The organism is Streptomyces sp. DSM 118878, assembly GCF_052936595.1.
On sequence record NZ_CP193622.1, the window covers coordinates 323253 to 344559 of the forward strand.

Consider the following 21307-nt stretch of genomic DNA (forward strand, 5'->3'; position numbering starts at 1 on the left):
GCAGACCACCATGCCCGAGCACTTGACACCCTCCGCGCCCCGGCTGCGCGGGCTGACCCAGCGCGTCTCCCGGCGCGGCCTGCTGCGCGCCACGCTGGGCGCCGCCGCCCTCGCACCGCTCGCCGCGTGCAGCGTTCCCGGCGCCCGCGTCCACGTCCCCACCGGCAAGGCGGAGATCGCCGCGGCCGTCAGCGACTTCTGGACCGGCAAGAAGCGCTCCGGAAAACTGGACTTCGTCAACTACACGCAGTACATCGACGTCGACCCCACCGACCAGAGCAAGCACCCCACCCTGGAGGCCTTCACCCGCGAGAGCGGCATCAAGGTCACGTACAACGAGCTGATCGACGACAGCGCCTCCTGGTTCGGCAAGATCCAGCCGGAGTTCGCCTCCGGCCAGGGCATCGGCTACGACCTGATGGTCGTCGGCGGCGACAGCTACCTCACCAAGTACCTCCAGCTCGGCTACCTGGCCCCGCTCGACCACACCCGGCTGCCCACCTTCGCCAAGTACGGCGGCGCCGCGTTCAAGAACTCGTCCTTCGACCCCGGCAACGTCTACACCGTCCCCTGGCAGTCCGGCATGACCGGCATCGGCTACGACCCGGCACAGGTCGGCCGGAAGATCACCAGCTGGCAGGACCTGCTCGACCCCAAGCTGCACGGCAAGGTCGGCATGTGGAACGACGCGGTGCAGATGGGCAACGTCGCCCTGCTGGCCATCGGCGTCGACCCGGAGACGTCCACCCCCGCCGACTGGCGCAAGGCGGCGGCCTGGCTGCGCAAGCAGCGCGACGCCGGCATGGTCCGCTCGTACTCCACCGCGACCTACCAGTCCTCGCTCCAGCGCGGCGACCTGGCGGCCTCCCTCGTGTACTCGGGCGACGTCTTCCAGGCCAACCAGAGCGGTTCGGAGCTGGAGTTCGTCATCCCCGACGAGGGCGGTCTGCTGTGGACCGACAACCTCTGCATCCCCTCGACGGCCTCGCACCCCGTCGACGCGCTGACCTACATGGACTACGTCTACCGGCCCGAGGTCGCCGCGAGGATCAGCGAGACCGTGCAGTTCGTCTGCCCCGTCCCCGGCGCGCAGAAGGTCGTCGCACGCCACGCGGCCGAGGCCACCGGCAAGCGGCACACCGTGCTCGACGCCCTGAGCACCAGCCCCCTGGTCTTCCCGACCGAAGCCGACGAAGCGAAGCTGCGCCGCTTGCGGGTGCTCGACCAAGAGGAGGAGAAGCAGTGGAACGCGCTGTTCGAACCGATCTACCAGGCGTGAAGAAGCGCCGCCGCGGCCGGGGCGCGGCGCTCGCCCCCTACTGGATGATCCTGCCGGGCTGGCTGTGGCTGGCCGCCTTCTTCATCACGCCCGTGATCGTGATGGTGTCGCTGTCGCTGCAGACCGGCGACTTCATCGACGGCTTCCGCCAGACCTGGCACTTCCAGACCTACGCGGATGCGATCAGCACCTACCACGTGCAGCTGGTGCGGTCCCTGGTCTACGGCGGCGCGGCCACCGTCTGCTGCTCCCTCATCGGCTACCCGGTGGCCTACTGGATCGCCTTCCGGGCCGGGCGGCACAAGTCGGTGTTCCTCTTCGTGCTCCTGCTGCCGTTCTTCGTCTCCTTCGTCATCCGCACCCAGTCCTGGAACGTGGTGCTCGCCGACCACGGCGTCTTGCTCGGACCGCTGAAGGACATGGGTCTGCTCTCCGACGACTTCCATCTCCTTGCCACGCCGTACGCGGTGATCGGCGGACTCACGTACAACTTCCTGCCGTTCATGGTGCTCCCCATCTACGTCGCCCTGGAACGGGTGGACCCCAAGGTGATCGAAGCCTCCACCGACCTGTACGCCTCCAAGGCGGGGACCTTCCTGCGCGTGGTCCTCCCTCTGTCGCTGCCCGGCCTCTTCGCCGGGGTGCTGCTGACCTTCGTGCCCGCCTCCGCCGACTACGTCAACGCCAGCATCCTCGGCGGCCCTTCCACGACGATGATCGGCAACATCATCCAGACCGAGTACTTCACCAACCTCGACTATCCCGGCGCCGCTTCCCTGTCGTTCGTCCTCATGGGCGCGCTGCTGCTCGCGGTGTTCACCTACGCCCGTGCCCTGGGCACCGACGACGTGCTGGAGGCGGCCGCGCGATGACCCCACAGACCGCCACCCCGGCCCTCGACACGCCGCCCACCGCACCGCGGAAGCGCAAGGCCCGCCGCCGCCCCACCCTGACCCTGTACACCTTCGTGATACTGGCCTGGCTGCTGCTGCCGATCGCCGTCATGATCCTCTTCGGCTTCAACGACACCCGCAGCAAGGTGAACTTCACCTGGCAGGGCTTCACCATGAACTGGTACGAGCACCTGTTCGCCATTCCGAACCTGACCTCCGCACTGGTCAACAGCCTCACCATCGCCCTGATCGTCGCCGTGGTCGCCACCTTGCTCGGCACTCCGATCGGGCTTGCCCTCGGCCGCTACCGCTTCCGTGGCCGGGGCTCCATGAACCTGCTCATGTTCGCCGCCATCGCGGCCCCCGAAATCGCCCTGGGCGCCGCCCTGTTGTCGCTCTTCATCGTCATGGGCGTGCCGCGCGGCTACTGGACGGTCGTCATCGCGCACGTGGCGTTCTGCATCCCGTACGTCGCCATCACCGTACGGGCGCGCATGGCGGGGCACGACCCGACCCTTGAGGAGGCCGCCCGTGACCTGGGCGCGGGGCCCTGGACGGCGTTCCGTCTCGTCACCCTGCCGATGCTGCTGCCGGGCGTGGCCTCCGGTGCCCTGTTGTGCTTCGCCCTGTCCATCGACGACTACATCATCACCAGCTTCAACGCCGGCCGTACGGTCACCTTCCCGCTGTGGGTCTACAGCGCCAGCCGTACGGGCGTGCCCCCACAGGTCAACGTCATGGGGACGCTGATCTTCGTCGGCGGACTGGTCATCGCCGCGGCGAACGTCCTGTACTCCCGGCGCCGCCCGGCTTGACCGGCTGGACCGCCTTGACCGGCTGGACCGGCTGGACCGGCCGGTGCGGACGACCCCTCACCACCCTCCCCACCCTCCCCACGTCCCGAAGGAAATCATCACCGTGCACTCTTTGCTGTCGTTCAACGAAGCCGAGTTCGTCTCCCAGACGGAGAGCCTCGTCGCGCTGCGCCCGCAGATCGAGAAGGTCGTCGACCGGCTCGTCGACGAGGGGTACGACAACGTCCTGCTCGTGGGAGCGGGCGGGACGTACGCGCAGATGTGGCCCTACGAGCACCTCGCGCGGCGCACCTCGCTGCTCCCCGTCCGGGCCGTCGTCGCCGCGGAACTGGTCGTCTCCGGCGACGCCCGCCTCGGTGAGCGCACCGCCGCCGTCTTCACCTCCGTCTCCGGCACCACCGAGGACAGCCTCGGCGCCATCGAGTACTGCAAGTCCCGGGGCGCGCACACGATCGCCTTCACCGGCATCGCCGACTCTCCCGTCGCCCGCAACGTCGACGTCGCGCTGATCTCCGAGCCCAAGGCCTGGCCCTTCGACGTCCAGTTGCTGCTGTTCCTGGGCCGACTACTGTCCCGCCGGGGCGAGTTCGAGGGATACGAGCGCCTCGCCGACGAACTCGCGGGCCTGCCGCGCATCCTGGTGGACGTCGCCCGGCAGGCCGAGCCGGTGGCGGAAGCCTTCGCCGACGCCCACAAGGACAACGACTACCACTTCCTCATCGGCGGCGGGAACCTGTGGGGATTCACCTACCTGTACTCCATGTGCATCCTGGAGGAGATGCAGTGGCTGCGTACCACCCGGGTGCACAGCGCCGAGTTCTTCCACGGTTCGCTGGAGCTGCTCGAGGAGGACACCAGCGTGCTCGTCTTCCAGGGCGAGGACGAGACGCGGGCCCTCACCGACCGGGCCGAGAAGTTCTCCAAGCGCGTCTCCAAGGACGTCACCGTCTTCGACACCCGTGACTACGCCCTGGAGGGCATCAGCCCCGAGTTCCGCGGGCTCCTCGCGCCGCTGGTGCTCGACACCGTGATGGACCGGGTCAGCAAGCACCTGGAGCGGGCCCGCGACCACTCGCTCGACCTGCGCCGCTACTACCGCGTCATGGACTACTGACGGCTCGGACCGCTTCCGCTCGTCCATCCACCTCCGCGCGCCGGTGCCCCGGCACCCGCGCGCCCATGGCGGGCGCGGCGTTCCCGCACGCCGCGCCCGCGCCTCGGGAGACCCTGATGAACGTCCTCGGCTTCGGTGACAACACCGTCGACCGCTTCGTGGACCGCGGCACCGACTATCCGGGCGGCAACTGTGTCAACGTCGCCGTCTACGCCCACCGGCTCGGCCTGGACGCCGCCTACCTGGGGGTGTTCGGTGACGACGATCTCGGCGCCTTCCTGCGCACGTCCGTGGCGGCGCGGGGCGTCGCCGTGGAGCGCAGCATGGTGCGTCCCGGCCGGACCTCGGTCTCCACCCTGCATGTGCGGGACGGCGACCGGGTGTTCCTCGGTTACGACGACGGCACCGTCAGCGAACGGCTCACGCTGGACGGGGACTTGCTGGGTTACGCGGCGTCGTTCGCCCTTGTGCACTCCAGCGTGTACTCGCGCACCGAGGCCGAACTCCCCCGGCTCGCCGCCGCCGGTCCACTGGTCAGCTTCGACTTCTCCGACGAGGAGGAGTACCGCACCCCCGCCTACCTCGACCGCGTCTGCCCCCACGTGGACCTGGCACTGCTGTCGTGCTCGCACCTGGACGAGGACGCCACGCGTGCGCTGCTCACGGATGCCGTGCGGCGGGGGGCCACGACGGCCCTGGCCACCCGCGGCCTCGACGGGGCGATGGCGTACGACGGCACGGTGACGGTGTCCGTACCGGCCCGGCCCGCGGACCCCGGGTCCATGTACGACACCATGGGCTGCGGGGACGCCTTCCTCGCCGGGTTCATCGTGTCGCTCCTGCGCGCCGGATGGTCACAGCCGCTCCCGCCGACCCGCGAGGCACTGGAGCAGGCGTTGCGGCACGGTTCACAGGCGGCATACGACCAGTGCTTCACGGAAGCGGCGTTCGGCTGCGGACGCCCCGCGCCGACGGCGTCGCCGGCCACGGGACGTACGGCTATCGTGTCCTGCGGCAACGGTGAACCGCGCTGCATCGGAGATGGACTTGACTGAACGGCTGATCGGGCAACGTCCCACGCTGGAGGACGTAGCGCGGAGGGCAGGGGTGTCGAAGTCCACGGTGTCGCGGGTCGTCAACGGCGAGCCGAGGGTGCGGGCCGCGGTCGCCGAACGCATTCGGGCAGCGGTGGAGGAACTCGGCTACGTACCGAACCAGGCCGCCAGAAGGCTCGTCACCCGACGCAACAACGCCGTCGCCGTGGTGGTCACCGAACCGCAGGGCCGCCTCTTCGTGGACCCCTACTTCGACTGCCATCTGCGCGGCATCCGTCAAGAACTCGTTCAGCACGGGTCCCAGCCGATACTCCTGTTCATCGAGGAGCAGGACGACTACCCCCGGGTCTGCAACTTCCTGGCCGGTGGTCACGTGGACGGCGCCCTGCTGTTCTCACTGCGCGCCGACGACCCGTTGCCGGACATGATCGAACAGATGGGGCTGCCCGCTGTCTTCGGCGGGCGTCCCACCCTCGACCCCGGACATCGCAGCGATGTCTACACGTACGTCGACGCCGACAACCGCGGCGGTGCCCGGGAGGCGGTCCGGCACCTCGTGTCGCTGGGGCGCCGGCGGATCGCGACGATCACCGGGCCGCTCAACCAGGCTTCCGCGCTCGACCGTCTCGACGGCTACCGCGACGTCCTCCTGGACGCACCGCCCCGACTGCTCGCCGAGAGTGACTTCACGCTGCGGGGCGGCGCTGACGCCATGGCCCTGCTGCTCGATCAGGCACCGGACCTGGACGCGGTGTTCGTCGCCTCGGATCTGATGGCCTCCGGTGCCCTGCGGACCCTGCGGGAGCGGGGGCGCACGGTGCCCGGGGATGTGGCCGTCGTCGGCTTCGACGACCTCACGTCCATCGCGGAGAGCACGGAACCGCCCCTCACGACGGTGCACCAGGGCATCGAGGAGATGGGGCGGCTGATGGCCCGGCTTCTGTGCGACCGGACGGCGCATCAGCCCGGCCACCGAGACGCCCCCCGGGCACTGCCGTCCGTGATCACTCCCACGCGTCTGGTCATCCGCGATTCGGCCTAGTGCTGGGTTCCTCTTTCGCTGGGTATATGTCCTGGTGGCGGGGTGTTTTGGGTGCTCGGGTCAGGTGCTGGGCGATGGTTTTACGAGCTCGGCCGGGGGTGATGAGGACGAACACGGGATCGTTCCTCCTCGGTGATCCGTCGCTTGCGGCCCTGCCCGCCCAGATCCTCCAGCCCTTGCAGGGCGCTGTTCCGTAACGATCTCCGTTGCGTGGGCTGGTCGGGAACCCAGGGCCAGGTGCGGGCGACGCGGAGCCAGCGGCGACAGCCGGTTTTGACGAGCTGGGCGGCCACCCTTGACGTCGGCGGCCCGGTGCTCGGCATCGCGGGCTCATGAGCCGGAGCACTCACGAGGCTGGCCAATCAGCGAGCGCAGCACCGGCACCGTAGAGCCGACCGCGGTCAGCCCAGCCAGCGCAGCGCCCGCAGGGGGGACATCCGTCAGTGCGGTGAGGCCGCCGACGACCAGCCCGAGCACGAGCGCGGTGAGCAGAACGACGGTGGTGTGCAGGGACAGAAACGGCGGCTCCGTTTCAGAGCCGCCCCGGCCGGGCTGCGCCGGCGGCGGTGTCATCTGGGTCATGCCAGCACCATCACCCCAAACATGCCGCTGAGCTGCATCAATCGAACAAGCTGAGCCCTAGGCCGATCAGGACCGCCCACAACCGAACACATCACCGGCGTGTTCCGGGTCGTTTCGCTATGTTCAGAGTCGTTCCGGTCAGGTGGGTCTACTCTGCTGCCCACATGCACGCACCGGGGGGACGACGTGGCAGCCAATGGCGGGAACGGCGGAGGCAGTTACGCGGCAACGCTGCAGGAGCTGGCTGCGGCGTTCACCGAGCTGAAGCGCGATCGTGGAGCCCCCTCCTACGACCGCATCCTCGTGCGCGGAAAGAAGGTGTGCGGCGAACGGCATGCCATGTCGAAGGCCTCGGTGAGCGAGGCGTTCGCCGGACGGAGGGGCCCGGCCTCCCTGGACCGACTGCTGTGGCTGGTGCGCGTCCTGCTCTCCTATGACGACGGCGAAGAGGTGAAACCGCCCGAACGGCGTGACCCCGAACTCCAGGTCTGGAGGGATCGTTGGCACGCTCTGGAACGCGCCCGAGCCGCCGCCCGCCGTGCGTCTTCGACGGATGACGCGGAAAGAGTGCTCGCGGCCGGCCGGGACTCGGCTGCGGCCACCTCCCTGGTGGAAGACATTGAACCCGACGACACATTTTGGGGGGCACCGCCGCCACCGGATACCTCGCTCGCCACAACGTCGTCCCTGCGCCTTGCGGACGTGCCACAGCCGACGATGGTCGGGCTGCCACCGAGGCTTGCGGAGGCGTTCGCGGCGCCGGAAGTCCGCGTGGACGCGGCCTGTCTGACTGCGGAGACGCTGATGCTGGCGCTGGGTGAACCGGTGCGGCTGATCCACGAGGGCCGCATCCGCCCCCGGTCGATCGACGTGCGGATCCTGCTGCCCTCCCGAGAGATCAACTTGGCGTTCCCGATCTCGGTGGAGAGCCCCGGGGATACATCAGTGAAGACCCCCGACGACGACCTGGTCCATCAGCGCTGGCTCGAGCAGCGCAACGACCAAGGGCGCGTCCTGCGTCACAATCTCCTGGCGCTGCGTTCGTCGCACGGCATCGACGTCCGGGTGACCTTCCGCGCGCTGCCCTTCACCCCTCCCATGAAGCTGTACCTCCTCAACGGGACAGAGGCCCTGATGGCGTACTACGTTCTCACCAGGCGGGTGGCGGAGGTGGACAGCCAGACCTTGGAGATGTACGACACGTTCGGCGCCGGGTCCCTTCTCTTCTCCTTCGAGCGCCGGGGGCCGGGCATGCGGGACGCGGCTTTCGTCGACCAATCGCAGAAGTGGTTCGAAGCCCTCTGGGGAACCATCACGACGGACCTGACACTCTCCTAATGCTGAGTTCCTCGAACGGTGTACACATACCGGCGCCGTAGTGGGCGGGTCGGTGGGGCGAGTCTGCCCCAGATCCAGGGCCTGGCACGAGAGTTGAGCCGGTCGGTCGCCAAGGTGGTGGCGTATTCGATGTCGTCGGGGTTGGCGAATGACCGGCCGGCGAGAGCGGCTTTGCGGAAGATGCGCCACCAGCCTTCTTGAAGGTTGAGCCAGCACGCGCCCACAGGGATGAAGGCATGGTGGATACGGGGGTGACCCTCGAGCCAGGTCCGGGTGGACACACTGTTGTGACTGGACAGGTTGTCGGTGACGATCCAGATCTCTCCCTCCGGGTTGGCGTCCTCGATCAGGTGCAGGAACTGCTGATAAAAGACGCTGTTGCGGGAGGGTGCGGTCATCGTGACCGCCTGGCCGTCGGCTGGTCGCAGACCGCCGTAGACCCAGGTCTCTTCTCCGGCCCGCGGCTGTAGTCGAGTTCCGCTTTGATCCGGTGTCCGTCCGGTGACCAGGCGGGTGCAGGCGGGAAGGTCCGGGGGACCACTGGCCCCAACTCGTCGGCGCAGATCACCGTGGCACCGATGGGCGGATGGGTGTAGATGCCGATGATCCTTGTCCTTTTGGGACGAAGTCCGGGTCCTTCGAGCGTGTCCAGGACCGGGTACGGCGCCAGCGCACGCCCTCGGCGAGCAGGATGCGGCGGACCTGTGAACGACCCACCTCAATCCCTTTGGCCCGCGCTGCCGTGGCCAGGGAATCCAGCGAGCTCGGCCATGATGAGTGGGTTCTCGTAACGCATGTCGATCACGGCAGTGCCGAGCTCGAGTGCCCGGCAGTTCGGAGTCTCGGGTGTACTGGGCGATGACCGCGCGGAGTCCTGACCGATGCGCTGTCCTGGCGGTGGATCCTGCTGATCAACGTGCCGATCGGTGCCGTCGCCGTCCTGGCCGCCCTGCGCCTGCTGTCAGCCGCCCGCACCCGCACGGCGCCGGGCCGGCTCGACGTCCCGGGGGCCGTGCTTGCGACGCTGGGCGTCACGGCGCTCGTCTACGGCGTCAACCAGGCCGGACCGCGCGGCTGGACAGGGGTCACCACGCTGACGGGCCTGGCCGTGGGCGCCGTGGCGCTGACGCTGTTCGCCGTGGCGGAGGCCCGGTACGCCGAAGCTCCGCTCATGCCGCCCCGTCTCGTGCGGCTGCGGCCGATCTGGGCCGGCAACCTGACCATGCTGCTGGCCGGCGGCTGCTTCATCCCCATGTGGTATTTCCTGTCGCTGTACATGCAGGACGTCCTGCGATACGGGGCCCTGGCCACCGGTATCGGTTTCCTGCCGCACACCCTGGCCGGGGTCGCCGCCGCCCGGCTCGCGCCCGCCGTCATGGCGCGCACCGGCGCCCGCGGCCTCATCGTCCTCAGCGCCCTGCTCAGCACCATCGGTTTCCTCTGGCAGAGCGGCATCAGCGCGGACAGCGGCTACCTGGAGGGGCTGCTGGGGCCGGCGATCGTCATGTCCGCCGGCATGGGGCTGCTCATCACGCCGATCACCACCACCGTGACTTCCGGCGTCCCCGAGCGGGACGCCGGAGCCGCCTCCGGGCTGATGAACACCACCCGCCAACTGGGAGGCGTCGTCGGGCTCGCCGCCCTGGCCACCCTGGCCACCGCGCACGGCGGAACCGATCTGTCGTACGGGGCCGTATTCGTGGCGATGGCCGCCGTGTGTGCGACAACGGCGGTGACGGCGTCGGCAGTTCCCGCGCCACCGGGATCGCCGTCGTGACCGTGGGCGACGAGGGCGCGCTGCCCTCGTCAACCCCGTGCATCCCGTGCATCCCGTGCATCCCGTGCATCCCGGGCTGCTCGGGCCGCTCGGGCCGCTCGGGCCGCTCGGGCCGCTCGGGCCGCTCGGGCCGCTCGGGCCGCTCGGGCCGCTCGGGCCGCTCGGCTGCTGGCCGCCACGATCGGTCGTCTCGCGTTACGGGGCCGTCGTCAGGGCCTTGGCGCTGAACTTCTTGCGCCAGGCCAGGGCCACGTAGACCAGGCCGATCAGTACCGGGACCTCGATGAGCGGGCCCACCACGCCGGACAGGGCCTGGCCGCTGGTGACGCCGAACGTGGCGATGGCCACGGCGATGGCCAGCTCGAAGTTGTTGCCCGCGGCCGTGAACGCGAGGGTGGCGGTGCGGTCGTAGGCGAGGCCGAGTCCCTTGCCGAGGACGAAGGTGCCGAAGAACATGAGCGCGAAGTACACCAGCAGCGGCAGCGCGATCCGTACGACGTCCAGCGGCTGCGAGGTGATGGTTTTGCCCTGGAGGGCGAAGAGGATGACGATCGTGAACAGCAGCCCGTACAGCGCCCACGGGCCGATCTTCGGCAGGAACGTGCTCTCGTAGCCGGTGCGGCCCATCTTCCTCTCGCCGATGCGGCGGGTGAGGAATCCGGCGAGCAGCGGGACGCCGAGGAAGATGACGACGTTCAGCGCGATCTTCCACATGGAGATGTCGAGGCGCTCGCCATCGCCGAGGCCGAGCCAGCCCGGCAGCAGGTCGAGGTAGAGCCAGCCGAGCAGGCCGAAGGCGATGACCTGGAAGACGGAGTTGAGGGCGACCAGGACGGCGGCCGCTTCGCGGTCACCGCAGGCCAGGTCGTTCCAGATGATGACCATGGCGATGCAGCGGGCGAGCCCGACGATGATCAACCCGGTGCGGTACTCGGGCAGGTCCGGCAGGAAGATCCAGGCGAGCGCGAACATGACGGCCGGGCCGACGATCCAGTTGATGACCAGCGACGACGCCATCAGCTTCTTGTCGCCGGTGACCGTGTCCAGCTTGTCGTAGCGGACCTTGGCGAGCACCGGGTACATCATCACGAGCAGGCCGAGCGCGATCGGCAGGGAGACTCCCCCGACCTCGATCTTCGCCAGGGCGTCGTTCATGCCCGGCACCAACCGGCCGAGGCCGAGCCCCACGGCCATGGCCAGCAGGATCCACACGGCAAGGTAGCGGTCGAGGGTGGACAGCTTGGCGACGATGCCGTCACCGGACCCCGTGGCCCGGCCCGTCCGCGGCGCGGTGTCGATGTTCGTGTCGGTGTTCGCGTCGGTGTCGGTGTCGGTGTTGGTGCGGCTCATCAGCAGGCCCTCTTGTTCTCGGCGGCCCCGCGGGCGGAGGCGGCGAGCGCGGCGAACTGCTCGGACAGGCCGGCCAGCACTTCGGGCCTGAGCTTGTAGTAGGTGAACCGGCCGCACGGCTCGGTCTCCACCAGCCCGGCCTCACGCAGCACCTTCATGTGATTGGAGAGGTTGGTCTGCTTGGCTCCGGTCTCCTCCACCAGGTGCGTCGTGCAGAGCGTCTCGCGCGCCAGCAGGGTCACGATCTTCAGGCGGAGCGGATCGCCCAGCACCCGGATCACATCAGGATCGACTGAAGTCAGCATGCGCTGATACTGTCACATCACCGTCCGCTGATACCAGCGGGGACTGAAGTCAACGGCGTCAGGTTCCGTCGTACGACCGGAGAGACCGATCATCATGGCCGAGAAGCCGTCCGTCCTGTTCGTCTGCGTCCACAACGCCGGCCGCTCCCAGATGGCCGCCGCCTGGCTGACCCACCTGGCCGGCGACCGCGTCGAGGTCCGCTCCGCCGGCTCGGCGCCGGGCCCCGCCGTCAATCCGGCCGCCGTCCAGGCCATGGCCGAGGTCGGCATCGACATCTCCGCCGAGACTCCGAAGATCCTCACCGTCGACGCGGTCAAGGAATCCGACGTCTGCGTCACCATGGGCTGCGGCGACACCTGCCCCGTCTTCCCCGGCAAGCGCTACCTCGACTGGAAGCTCGAAGACCCCGCAGGCCGGGGCGTGGCGGCCGTACGCCCGATCCGGGACGAGATCAGGGCCCGGGTCGAGGCCCTGATCGCCGAAATCACCCCGCCCACGACGGGCTGAACACGCCGATCCCGCGGCGGCCGGCCCCAGCGCCGTCTCCAGGCCGATGCCGCCTGTGCCGGCCGTGACCACGGCTGCCTGACGATCTGAAGGTCAGGCGCGTCTCCGCGCCGTCGCGGACGCCTACTTGGCCTCGTACGCCCGGAGGAAGGTCCGCACTCCCTCGACGATGAGCGGGCGGACGCGGGTGTCCTCCGCGGCGTTCGCGGTGCCGTACCTGTTGAGCGCGACCCCGAAGGCCAGCGCGATGAACTGGTCGGCAGCGAGTCGGGCATCGGGGACGTCGAGCAGCCCGGCCTCGGCGAAGGCGGCGAACCGCTCGGCGAGCGCCTCATCAGGGGTGTCGGCCATGGGGTTCTCGCCCTGGTCCGGCAGTTGGCTCGATTGCGCCCGGACCAGTCGCCGGAGCGTCGCGTGCTCCGCCGAGCCGAGCATGTCGGTCGCGATGCGCATCGAGAACGTGACCAGCACATCCTCCAGGTCAGCGGCCTCGGCCGGGCCGGTGAGGGTGTCGTCGAGGATGCGCCGAATCGTGACGATCAGCGACTGGCCGACGCCGTCGACGACTGCTTGCAGGAGCGTCTGCTTGTCGCCGAAGTAGTCATAGACCGTCCTCTTCGACACCTCGGCCCGGGCCGCGATCGCGTCGACGCTGGTCCGGTCGAAGCCATCGGTGAGGAACAGCTCCCGGGCCGCGGAGAGGATGGCGGCCCGCTTCCGCGTGGACCCCTCGCGCAGTGTCTTCGTGGTCGTCTTCGTTGTCGGCATGGCCGCATCTTAGCCCGTCTTTACTACACCGTGTAGTGTAATTGTTGTTGGCGGAGATCCTCGCCCGGCAATGACGGAAAGGACGTCCATGACCACAACTCTGACTCCCCCGGTTCGTATCGGGAAGGCTGCCGTCGGGGCCCTCGGCATGCTGGCAATCGCCACCGGCGCCCTGGAGTCGGTGGTGACACCGACGCTCCCGCTCCTGCAACGCGAGCTGGACATGAGCCCCGCCGAAGGGGCGTTACTCAGCATCATGCTTCTCATCACCGGCGCGCTCATCACACCGGTCGCAGGCAAGTTAGGTGACCGCTACGGCGGAAAACGGGTCCTGGTCCGGCTGATGGCGGTGGTCTGTGCCGGTGGCCTGGTGTCCTCCCTGGCACCGAACCTGCCGGTGCTGCTGCTCGGTCAGGTGCTCCAGGGGGCCATGGTGGGCGCGCTGCCCCTGTCGTTCATCCTGGTGCGCGAACACCTCCCCGCGGGAGAGTCGAAGGTGGCCATCGGGGTGGTCAGCGGGCTGTTCGTGGGCGGTGGGATGGCGGGAACGCTGTCGGCAGGTCCCGTCGCGGAAGGGCTGTCCCGGCACTGGATGTTCGCGCTGCCGACGTTCGCGGTCATCGGGGCCACCCTGCTGGTGAACAAGCTGATGCCGCACGATCCGCCGAGCCGGTCGGACGACGCCGGGGTCGACTGGCCCGGCCTGGTCCTTCTGAGCGGGACGCTGACCACGCTCATGCTCATACTCGCGTTGGCGCCCGACATCGGCTCGCAGCCACTCGTACTCGGCGGGCTCATCGTGGTTCTGGCCGCCTTCGTCATCGGATGGACAGCCGTTGAGCGTCGCGTGGCCTCGCCGATGGTCGATCTGCGCATGCTGGCACGTCCCGCGGTGTGGAAGTCGTGTGTGCTGACGTTCGTGATCTGCGTCGGCACCTCGGTGGCCGTCTATCTCGTCCCGCAGTTGTTCGCGGTGCCCACCGAGGAGTACGGCTTCGGGGCCGGCGCCACCGAGATCGGCTTCTTCCTGCTGCCCGGCGCCGTGGCCGCGTCGCTGGCCGGGCCGCTCAGCGGGATCGGGGCGCGGCGTTTCGGCTCGCGTGCCGTGGTCACCGCCGGGTGCGTCCTGATGGTCGCCGCCTTGATCGGCCTGGCAGCCGCGCACACCGAGGCCTGGCACCTCGTCCTCGGCAAGGTGATGATCGCGCTCGCCAACGGCCTGTGCGTCACGGCGATGGTGACCAGCACCGCCACCTCCGTCGATCGGGGTGACACCGGCATCGCCACCAGCCTGGTCCTGGTGACTCGCGTGCTCGGCTACGCCGTGGGTGTGCAGGTCAGTGGAGCGATCCTCACCGCGGGAACCCCTTCCGGGTCGGATGTCCCGGCCGAATCCGCCTTCGTCATCGGCTTCGTCATAGCCGGCGTCGTCACGGCGCTGTCCCTGATTGTCGTCCGCACCATGAGCAAAGGAGTCAAGGAATGACCCGCACCGATCCCTCGTCGGACGTCCGCCCCACGCCGAGGAGGCCCACCGTCCTGATATCGGGGGCCAGCATCGCGGGCCCCGCCCTGGCGTTCTGGCTGAACCGCTACGGATACGCGGTCACGGTGGTGGAGAAAGCGGCCACACTGCGCAGCGGTGGCTACCCCATCGACGTACGCGGCACGGCTCTTGAGGTCGTCCGGAGGATGGGAATCCTGCCCCGACTTCAGGACGCGCACGTCGACTTGCGTCGGATCACCTTCCTCGACGGGGACGGTGGCAAGGTGGCCTCGGTCAATCCGCATGCCGTCGGCGGCAGCGTCGCGGGACGAGACATCGAGGTGCGGCGCGGGGACCTGACCGACGCTCTCTACGCGGCGGTCCGTGACGACGTGGAGTTCTTGTTCAACGACTCCATCGTCGGCCTCGACCAGTCCGAGCAGTCCATCCGGTCCAGCCGGTCCGGCCAGTCCGGCCGCGGGGTCGATGTCACCTTCCGCGGGGGCAGCACGCGTACGTTCGACATGGTCTTCGGCGCGGACGGCATGCACTCACGTACCCGGGAGTTTCTGTTCGGCCCCGAAGAGCAGTTCCACCGGTACCTCGGGTACTGCTTCGCCGGGTTCACCATGCGCAACACCTTCGGCCTCTCCCAGGAGGTGACGATGTGGAACACGCCGGGCAGAGCCGCGGCTCTCTACGCCGTGGGGGACGACGACGAAGTGCACGCCTTCTTGAACTTCGCCCACGCGGAACCACCATTCGGCGCGTTCCGTGACCCAGAGGCCCAACGGGACCTGGTGGCCACGGTCTTCGCCGACGCGGGCTGGGAGGTCCCCGGAATGCTTGCCGCCCTGCGTGACGCGGATGACCTGTTCTTCGACGCGGTCAGCCAGATCCGCATGCCACGCTGGTCCAGCGGCAGGGTCGCGCTGGTGGGCGACGCCGCGTACGCGCCCTCGTTCCTCACCGGGCAGGGCTCCAGCCTCGCGCTCGTCGGTGCGTACATGCTCGCCGGTTCCCTGGCCGACCGGGACCACGCGGCGGGCTTCGCCGCCTACGAACACAGCACCCGTGAATTCGTGACCCTGAACCAGGACCAGATCGGCAAGGGCGGCGCCACACTCTTCCCCACCACAGCCCGGGCCCTGGAGCAGCGCAACGACATGCTGCGCAAGCTCAGCACGATGCCCGCCTCGAAGGGGCGACCGGCCCACTCGGCCCTTACGCTTCCCGAATTCATGCCCGTGGGGTGACTCTGAGGTGGCTATGAGGGGCTATGGGGTGGCTATGGCATCGCTTGGGGTGGCTCCGGAATGACTTCGGAGCGCACGCCCGCTCAGCCGATGCTGACGACACGTGCCCAGGGCGGCGGGGTGTCCGGGACGTAGTCCGGGTTCTCCTCGTCGACCCCACGAGCGGTGCGCGGGAAGAGTCCTACGACGGTTCGGCAGGGCGGCTGTGCCGAGGGCCACGGGGTCTGGCCGTCCGTGAGGGCGACGATCACGTCCGGGCGCGGCCGGCTGCGAAGCGCCCGGTCGAAACCGGAGCGCAGGTCCGTCCCGCCGCCGCCGAACAGTTCCATCGCCTCGGCACGGCAGAGCGGGACGACGACCCCGGCCGCCGCGTCGCAGGAGATCACCGAGACCAGGTCACGCCGTCCGCCCACCGCCCGCGAGATCGCCGCCACCTCCAACAGCGCGCCGCCCAACTCGGCGTCGCTGACCGACCCGGAGGTGTCGATCACCACGCAGACCCTGGGTGGCGTTCGGCGCAGGCTGGGCAGCACCACCCCGGGGACGCCGGCCGAGCGTCGGGACGGGCGCCGGTAGCTGTGGTTCTCGCCCACCCCCGGCGCGCCCGCCGCCGAGCGGATCGCCGAGCCGAGCAACTGCCGCCAGGGCTGCTGCGGTTGGAACGCCTGGTCCGCCCAGCGGCGCCACCCTTCGGGCGCCGTGCCCGGTCGGCCCCTGATGCCCTCCGCGACCCGGAAACGGACCGCGTCCCGCTGCTGCCGGGTCAGTCCATGGGCCCCGTCCGGCCCCAGTTCCCACGGCCGTTCCTGTCCGTCGGCACCGCTGCCGCAGTCCAGCCAGGCCAGCTCCGCGACCGGCCCGGACATCGAGGCCCTGCGCAGGTACTCCTCCATCAGGAGGCCGTCGGGCAGCCGAAGGAGCGACGGCAGCACTGCCCCGGTGGGCAGGGGGAGGCCATCACCGTAGATGTCGTCGTTGATCTCGAAGTCCCCGGCGATGTTGCGTCGCAACCGCTCGCCGGGGCCGTGCTGCCCGTGTTCGCGCGCGTATCGCTCACCCCGCCCGTGGTGGTCCCGGAGGAGGTGGGAGACCTCGTGCACCCAGACGCCCGCGAGCTCCTCCACCGGGGTGCGCGCCACGAAACCGGCGGATACGTAGCAGCGCCAATGGGCGTCCACCGCCATCGTCGGCACCGAGCGGTCCTCCACCACATGCAGTGCGAAGAGCGCGTCGGCGAGGTAGGGCCGGACCTTCACCGCGTGCAGCCGGGCGGAGAGCAGTTTCTCCATGTCCAGGGGTAGCCCGGGGCGGCGGTCACCCTGCCCTCGCCCAGGCCGGTCGTCCGGCCTGCCGGAGCCGGACGGCTGCCTCGGCGCCGGGGCCCGCGCCGGGCGCGGCGCCGTCGGCCGGGGTGAGGGGCGGGGCAGCGGACGCGGTCCCTGGCGCGGCGACAGGTGCGGCGACAGGTGCGGCTCAGGGCGCTTCGCGGCCCCCGTCATCGGCGTGTCCTCGCCCCGGGCCCGGCCGCTGCCGCCGTGGCCCGCCCCACCGACCGGTCTGCGCGCCGGGCGAGGCCGACCACTCCGGCCAGCCGCTCCACCGTGTCCGGCACCTCCCAGTCGTCGCGCCGCAGTGCGGCCAGTGTCGTCGCCGGGGCAACCAGCAGGTCGGGGGTGCCGGTCTCCAACGCACGGGCCAGCACCGCCCAGCCCGCCTCCCACCGCTCCCGCTCCGGCCGTGCCCCGACAGCCGCCACCACCGCGTCCAGCGCCGCTTGACGCAGGTCGCCGCGGTCCGGCAGCTCGGCGGCGGCCGGGTCGGCGAGCAACGTCTCCGGGTCCGGCAGGTCCAGCCGGTCCAGGTACGCGAGGAGTTCCAGGCCCGGCCCGTCCCCCACCGCGCCCCTCACCAGCAGCGCCAGCACATCCCGGGAGACGGATGCCGCCGTACCGAAGGCCAGCAGGGTCAGCGCCGCCTCCCAGCTCCGTGGGGACGGCCAGGCCCCGCCGCGCCGCGTCTCGGTGCTCGGCAGCCGGTGGATCAGCGTCGGCCGCGCCTCCAGGAAGCCGCACACCACGCCCCGGGCGAACGTCACCGCCTCCGGCAGCCGCGCCGGCAGCAGCCGGGGCAGCTCCGCGCGCGGCCAGACCCCGCCGAGGCCGCGCACCACCACCTCACGGTCATGCGTCCAGTGCAGGTGCACGAAACGGTTGGCCAGCGGCGGGCTCAGCTCCCACCCGTCCGCCGCCGAGGCGCGCGGATTGGCGGCGGCCACGATGCGTACCCCCGCGGGCAGGCGCAGCGCTCCGACCCGCCGCTCCAGGACCACCCGGAGCAGGGCGGCCTGGACGGCGGGCGTGGCGGTGGACAACTCATCCAGGAAGAGCAGCCCCCGCCCGGCGCGTACGAGCTCGACGGCCCACTGCGGCGGCGCCATCGGCACACCTTGCACCGCCGGGTCGTCGCCCACGATGGGCAGTCCCGAGAAGTCGGACGGTTCATGGACGCTGGCGATCACGGTCGTCAGCGGCAGGCCGAGGGAGCCGGCGAGCTGTGTCAGCGCCGCGGTCTTGCCGATGCCCGGCTCACCCCAGAGCAGCACGGGCAGGTCGGCCGAGACGGCCAGGGTGAGCGCTTCGAGCTGCTCATCGGGGCGCGGCTCGGTGCTGGTCGTGCGCAGCAGGGCCAGCAAGTCGTCGGCGAGGGCGAGCCGGGCACTGGTATCGGACGGCTCGGAGGGAGTCGTCGTTACGGGCATGTCGGCGGCCGGGAGCGGAGTGGGCAGGAGCGTGCTGGTGGTCATGGGCATCACCTGGGTGGGTCGGGGGAACGGGGCGGCCCCATTCCGGATCTTGGAGGTGTACGGGGGCACGGGCTTCGGCGTACGAGGCCGACCGGTCAGCAGACCGGACCGGCCAGCAGACGAGGCCGGTCAACAGGGCCAGACCGGTCAACAGGCCAGACCGGTCAACGGGCCAAGCCGGTCAGCAGGCCAAGCCGGTGCGAGGGCGGGACCGGGTACTGCGCTTGCGGCGCGTCACGACCGGTGTGTGACGGTCGAGGCGAGGACGATGAGCCGCCTTCGCGCGCCCGGCACTCGTACCTGCCCCTTTCCCGGCCCCGGAGGCTCCGGGGAGGAGCCCGGATCGGAAGAGACCATGGTCTACGCGGCGGGCCGCGGCGGCTTCCAGCGCCTCGCGGAGCGGTCCGTCGCGCAGGACGGCACCGGTACCGAGCAGCCCTTCGACCACCGCGAGCGCCCCGGTGACATCTCCGTGGGCGAGCCGCTCACGCACCGCGGGCAGCGCCTGCGGGGTGCGGTGAACCGCGTCGATGGCCCGCAGGCAGGGCAATGGCGGCCCGCCGAAGGCCACCAGCAGCTCCTCACGGCGCAGTTGGTCCGGGTCGTGATCGACCGCCGTCAGGACGCCGTCCCGCAGTGCGATGCGGTGAACCTCACCGCGGCACTGGACGCGATGCGGATCGCCCGATGCGGGGGCCGAGCCGGCGGCCGATGGCGCCGAGGACGCCGAGGGCGCCGAGGGCGCCGAGGGCGCCGAGGGCGCCGCAGCGAACGTCGGCAGTGCCGCGGCGACGAGCGGATGCAGGCTCTCGACGTCGACCAGGCCTGCCCGCAGCAGTTCCAGGTCGGGCAGGGGCCGGGCCGCGGCCTCCGGCAGCACCGGCAGCGCGGCGACCTCCTGTGGCGGCAGCTCCTCCCCCAGCGGCCGCACCGTCGGGGCATGGCTCGCGTCGGGGGCGACGAGTTCGAGCACGGCCCGGCGACCGCGCGCACCGAGCCGCACGGTGAACGCCCCGCGTGGCCGCCCCTCGGCGCGCAACAACACTTCCGCCCCGGCGGCCAATCCGTCGAACCCATCGGCATGGTGGGCTCGGCCCAGTTCGCCGCTGCGAGCGGCGTCCCAGAGATGGCGGTGCAAGTCGAGCCGGAAACGCCGGTCGGGATGCGGGTGTGGATGCGGGGACGGGGACAGGTACGGGTAGTGCGGGTGGTACGGATGGTGAGGGTGGTACGGATGGTGCCCGGCAGCGGTGCCCACCGACCCTTCCCACAGGGCGAGGGACATCCGCTGCCCGGCGTCCGCCCAGGCGGGCGGTGTCCGCACGACCAGGTGCAGTGGCGTGGCGGCGTAACCGTGGAAGCGGGCCAGGGAAATGGTGAGGCCGGGCCGGAGCCGCCCGTCAGGGGCGATTCTGGGCATGTGCCAGCGCAGCAGATCGGGCGCCAGCCGACGCAGATCCACGCGGAGGCGGGTGAGGAGTTCGGTGCCGTGGCGGTTGCGGACGGCGCGCAGATCGAGGTCGACGTCGACGCGGGCGGCGGCGCAGGCCCCCGCCCAGTCACCCACCGCACGTCGTGCGGTCGCGGTCTCGATCATGGACGGCGGCACGGCGTACTGACGTACGCGCTGCCACATCAACAGGTGGGGAGGAAACTCGTTCGCGAGGTGATGTGCCATCAGCACTCACCTTGCGCGAACGATTCCCCCGTTCCGTACGAGGAGGAGTTCATCATCGGCGGCATCGTAACCATAGAGATGCCGATCTGTCAGTGCCTTTACTGGGGCTCCAAGACGTCGGCGACCACGCAGCTGACGTTGTCGGGGCCGCCGAAGCCGTTGGCGAGTGCGATGAGTTCGCGTACGGCCTGTTCGGGTTCGGTGATCTCGGTGAGCACTCGGTGGATGTCCTGGGTCGGCACGACGGCGGACAGACCGTCGGAGCAGAGCAGGTAGCGGTCATCCGGCCGAGCGTCGTGGAGGCGCATGTCGGGGACGGTGTCGGCGCCGTGCCCCAGGGCCCGGACCAGCAGCGAGCGCCTGGGGTGGGAGGCGGCTTCCTCGGGGCTGAGGCGGCCTTCGTCGACCATCGACTGGACCATGGTGTGGTCGTGGGTGATCTGGAACATCTCACCGCCGCGCAGGAGGTAGACGCGGGAGTCACCGATGTGGACCAGGGCCAACTGTGACCCTGTCCAGAGCATCGCGGTGAGGGTCGTGCCGGTGTCTTCGGGCGAGGATCCGCTTCCGGCGATGTCGCGCACGGCCTGTTTGGCCTGGTCGATGACGTCTTCGAGGACGTTGAGGAGATTGCCTGCCGGGATGCTGTCGGTCTCCAGGTGCTTGAGGGCGTCGATGGCGGCCGCACTGGCGGGGGCTCCTTGGCTTCCGCAGCCGTCGGCGACGGCGAGCAGCCGGGACCCGGCGTAGGCGGTGTCCTGGTTGCTCTCGCGAACGAGACCTGTGTCGGACAGCGCGGCGTAACGGATCGACAGGGGCTTCGCGGTCGTGGACATGGTGGGGTCCTTCCGTGACAGGTGGTCGATGAGGAAGCCGGCCAGGTCACGCCGCGCGGCGGCGTCGGCCTCGACCTGGGCCCAGAACGCGCGGACCTCCTGGCCCGCCGCGCCCGCATCCAGCGCGCACACGTGCCGGATACGGGCCAGCGGCATTCCCAGGCGCCGTAGCCAGGCCACGAGGCGGGCCTGGTCCAACTGCTCCGGTGCGTAGAGGCGGTAGCCGGTCACCGGGTCGACGCGGGCCGGGGGCAGCAGGCCCAGGTCGTCGTACAGGCGCAGTGCCTTCGGCGACAGCCGGGACGCCTTCGCGAACGCCCCGATGGTCAGCAACCCCATTGCTCGCTCCCCCTCCTCATGCCGGGCCCGTCGCCCGGCCCTCACGATGTTGTGGCCTCCCCCAAGGTGAAGGTCAAACGGTT

Annotated in this window: 20 protein-coding genes; 11 read left to right on the forward strand and 9 right to left on the reverse strand. The window is 70.1% G+C overall.

The annotated features are described in order from the left end of the window. The first annotated feature begins 10 nt into the window (after positions 1 to 10). The 6 genes from ACRAKF_RS01330 (at position 11) to ACRAKF_RS01355 (ending at position 6198) form a co-directional block, all read left to right on the forward strand. Entirely contained in the window at positions 11 to 1279 is a 1269-nt protein-coding gene (locus ACRAKF_RS01330) for a polyamine ABC transporter substrate-binding protein (RefSeq protein ID WP_447034814.1), read from the forward strand. A gap of 44 nt (positions 1280 to 1323) precedes the next feature. Continuing rightward, positions 1324 to 2151 carry an ABC transporter permease gene (locus ACRAKF_RS01335; protein WP_447041742.1) on the forward strand — a complete coding sequence of 276 codons (828 nt, stop codon included), beginning with the start codon at positions 1324 to 1326 and terminating at the stop codon, positions 2149 to 2151. Continuing rightward, complete coding sequence (locus tag ACRAKF_RS01340) at positions 2148 to 2987, forward strand: ABC transporter permease (protein ID WP_447034815.1); 840 nt, start codon at positions 2148 to 2150, stop codon at positions 2985 to 2987. Before ACRAKF_RS01335 ends, ACRAKF_RS01340 begins: the two co-directional genes overlap by 4 nt. A 103-nt stretch (positions 2988 to 3090) precedes the next feature. After that, positions 3091 to 4101 carry an SIS domain-containing protein gene (locus ACRAKF_RS01345; RefSeq protein ID WP_447034816.1) on the forward strand — a complete coding sequence of 337 codons (1011 nt, stop codon included), beginning with the start codon at positions 3091 to 3093 and terminating at the stop codon, positions 4099 to 4101. Positions 4102 to 4166: 65 nt separating this feature from the next. Beyond that, positions 4167 to 5156 carry a PfkB family carbohydrate kinase gene (locus ACRAKF_RS01350; protein WP_447034817.1) on the forward strand — a complete coding sequence of 330 codons (990 nt, stop codon included), beginning with the start codon at positions 4167 to 4169 and terminating at the stop codon, positions 5154 to 5156. Further along, positions 5143 to 6198 carry a LacI family DNA-binding transcriptional regulator gene (locus tag ACRAKF_RS01355; RefSeq protein WP_447034818.1) on the forward strand — a complete coding sequence of 352 codons (1056 nt, stop codon included), beginning with the start codon at positions 5143 to 5145 and terminating at the stop codon, positions 6196 to 6198. The genes ACRAKF_RS01350 and ACRAKF_RS01355 overlap by 14 nt, the downstream gene beginning before the upstream one ends. 330 nt (positions 6199 to 6528) lie before the next feature. On the opposite strand, the gene ACRAKF_RS01360 is transcribed toward ACRAKF_RS01355, so the two are convergent. Then, positions 6529 to 6780 carry a hypothetical protein gene (locus tag ACRAKF_RS01360; RefSeq protein ID WP_447034819.1) on the reverse strand — a complete coding sequence of 84 codons (252 nt, stop codon included), beginning with the start codon at positions 6778 to 6780 and terminating at the stop codon, positions 6529 to 6531. A gap of 510 nt (positions 6781 to 7290) precedes the next feature. Between ACRAKF_RS01360 and ACRAKF_RS01365 the strand changes: the two genes are divergently transcribed. Beyond that, positions 7291 to 8118, forward strand: a complete 828-nt coding sequence (locus ACRAKF_RS01365) for a GntR family transcriptional regulator (protein WP_447041744.1) — start codon at positions 7291 to 7293, stop codon at positions 8116 to 8118. Here the strand turns inward: ACRAKF_RS01365 and ACRAKF_RS01370 are convergent. Then, positions 8115 to 8840 (reverse strand): transposase, encoded by a 726-nt coding sequence (locus tag ACRAKF_RS01370; protein WP_447034820.1) that lies wholly within the window; start codon positions 8838 to 8840, stop codon positions 8115 to 8117. The two genes, ACRAKF_RS01365 and ACRAKF_RS01370, sit on opposite strands and share 4 nt — an antisense overlap. Positions 8841 to 8992: 152 nt before the next feature. On the opposite strand from ACRAKF_RS01370, the gene ACRAKF_RS01375 reads away from it, so the two are divergent. Next, positions 8993 to 9895, forward strand: a complete 903-nt coding sequence (locus ACRAKF_RS01375; RefSeq protein WP_447041745.1) for an MFS transporter — start codon at positions 8993 to 8995, stop codon at positions 9893 to 9895. Between the two features lie 195 nt (positions 9896 to 10090). On the opposite strand, the gene arsB is transcribed toward ACRAKF_RS01375, so the two are convergent. Continuing rightward, a complete protein-coding gene (gene arsB / locus ACRAKF_RS01380; RefSeq protein WP_447034821.1) occupies positions 10091 to 11245 on the reverse strand; it encodes an ACR3 family arsenite efflux transporter in 1155 nt (384 codons plus the stop codon). Continuing rightward, on the reverse strand, positions 11245 to 11550 hold the full coding sequence (locus ACRAKF_RS01385) for an ArsR/SmtB family transcription factor (protein ID WP_447034822.1): 306 nt from the start codon (positions 11548 to 11550) through the stop codon (positions 11245 to 11247). The genes arsB and ACRAKF_RS01385 overlap by 1 nt, the downstream gene beginning before the upstream one ends. A gap of 94 nt (positions 11551 to 11644) precedes the next feature. On the opposite strand from ACRAKF_RS01385, the gene ACRAKF_RS01390 reads away from it, so the two are divergent. After that, positions 11645 to 12058 (forward strand): arsenate reductase ArsC, encoded by a 414-nt coding sequence (locus ACRAKF_RS01390; RefSeq protein ID WP_447034823.1) that lies wholly within the window; start codon positions 11645 to 11647, stop codon positions 12056 to 12058. Between the two features lie 123 nt (positions 12059 to 12181). Here ACRAKF_RS01390 and ACRAKF_RS01395 read toward each other — a convergent pair whose 3' ends face one another. Continuing rightward, a complete protein-coding gene (locus ACRAKF_RS01395; protein WP_447034824.1) occupies positions 12182 to 12826 on the reverse strand; it encodes a TetR/AcrR family transcriptional regulator in 645 nt (214 codons plus the stop codon). Positions 12827 to 12914: 88 nt separating this feature from the next. On the opposite strand from ACRAKF_RS01395, the gene ACRAKF_RS01400 reads away from it, so the two are divergent. Together ACRAKF_RS01400 and ACRAKF_RS01405 are read left to right on the forward strand one after the other, a co-directional pair. Then, the gene (locus ACRAKF_RS01400; RefSeq protein ID WP_447034825.1) at positions 12915 to 14312 is read left to right on the forward strand and encodes an MFS transporter; all 1398 of its coding nucleotides are present in this window, start codon (positions 12915 to 12917) and stop codon (positions 14310 to 14312) included. Beyond that, positions 14309 to 15568 (forward strand): FAD-dependent monooxygenase, encoded by a 1260-nt coding sequence (locus ACRAKF_RS01405; protein ID WP_447034826.1) that lies wholly within the window; start codon positions 14309 to 14311, stop codon positions 15566 to 15568. Before ACRAKF_RS01400 ends, ACRAKF_RS01405 begins: the two co-directional genes overlap by 4 nt. A gap of 83 nt (positions 15569 to 15651) precedes the next feature. On the opposite strand, the gene ACRAKF_RS01410 is transcribed toward ACRAKF_RS01405, so the two are convergent. The 4 genes from ACRAKF_RS01410 to ACRAKF_RS01425 all read right to left on the reverse strand — a co-directional run bounded on the left by ACRAKF_RS01410 (position 15652) and on the right by ACRAKF_RS01425 (position 21224). Then, the gene (locus ACRAKF_RS01410) at positions 15652 to 16857 is read right to left on the reverse strand and encodes a vWA domain-containing protein (RefSeq protein ID WP_447034827.1); all 1206 of its coding nucleotides are present in this window, start codon (positions 16855 to 16857) and stop codon (positions 15652 to 15654) included. 206 nt (positions 16858 to 17063) lie between these two features. Further along, positions 17064 to 18371 (reverse strand): AAA family ATPase, encoded by a 1308-nt coding sequence (locus ACRAKF_RS01415; protein WP_447034828.1) that lies wholly within the window; start codon positions 18369 to 18371, stop codon positions 17064 to 17066. A 181-nt stretch (positions 18372 to 18552) separates the two neighbouring features. Next, entirely contained in the window at positions 18553 to 20049 is a 1497-nt protein-coding gene (locus ACRAKF_RS01420) for a hypothetical protein (protein ID WP_447034829.1), read from the reverse strand. Between the two features lie 98 nt (positions 20050 to 20147). Continuing rightward, positions 20148 to 21224, reverse strand: coding sequence for a MerR family transcriptional regulator (locus tag ACRAKF_RS01425; protein ID WP_447034830.1), 1077 nt, complete (start codon positions 21222 to 21224; stop codon positions 20148 to 20150). Between the last annotated feature and the right edge of the window lie 83 nt (positions 21225 to 21307).